1 protein-coding gene is annotated in these 255 nt (G+C 65.5%); it reads left to right on the top strand.

Going from position 1 to position 255, the window contains the following annotated elements; translation table 11 throughout:
* Positions 1-110: 110 nt before the first annotated feature.
* Positions 111-255, top strand: a 145-nt coding sequence (locus F0L46_RS25800; RefSeq protein WP_149822438.1) for a twin-arginine translocase TatA/TatE family subunit, incomplete at its 3' end; no start/stop codon positions are given.

The following is a 255-nucleotide window of genomic DNA, read 5'->3' as shown; positions in this document are numbered from 1 at the left end:
GCGTCGACGTCGATACGAACGAGGTCCTTGTTGTCGCCGCGTCCGCCCCCTAGGGTCTCGGCGAGGTTCAGATAAACGGCGCCGGCCGGACCGGTGCCCTGGAGGGCCCCATGGGTGGCGCAAGCATTTGGGATTGGCTCGTCGTCGGCGTGATCGTCATGCTGCTCTTCGGCCGCGGCAAGGTGTCCGAGATGATGGGCGACGTCGGCAAGGGCATCAAAGCCATCAAGAAGGGCATGGGCGAGGACGAGACCC

The organism is Salinarimonas soli (genome assembly GCF_008386575.1).
GTDB lineage: Bacteria > Pseudomonadota > Alphaproteobacteria > Rhizobiales > Beijerinckiaceae > Salinarimonas_A > Salinarimonas_A soli.
Note: the sequence above shows the minus strand (reverse complement) of the source record. Positions and strands in the feature narration are given on the sequence as shown.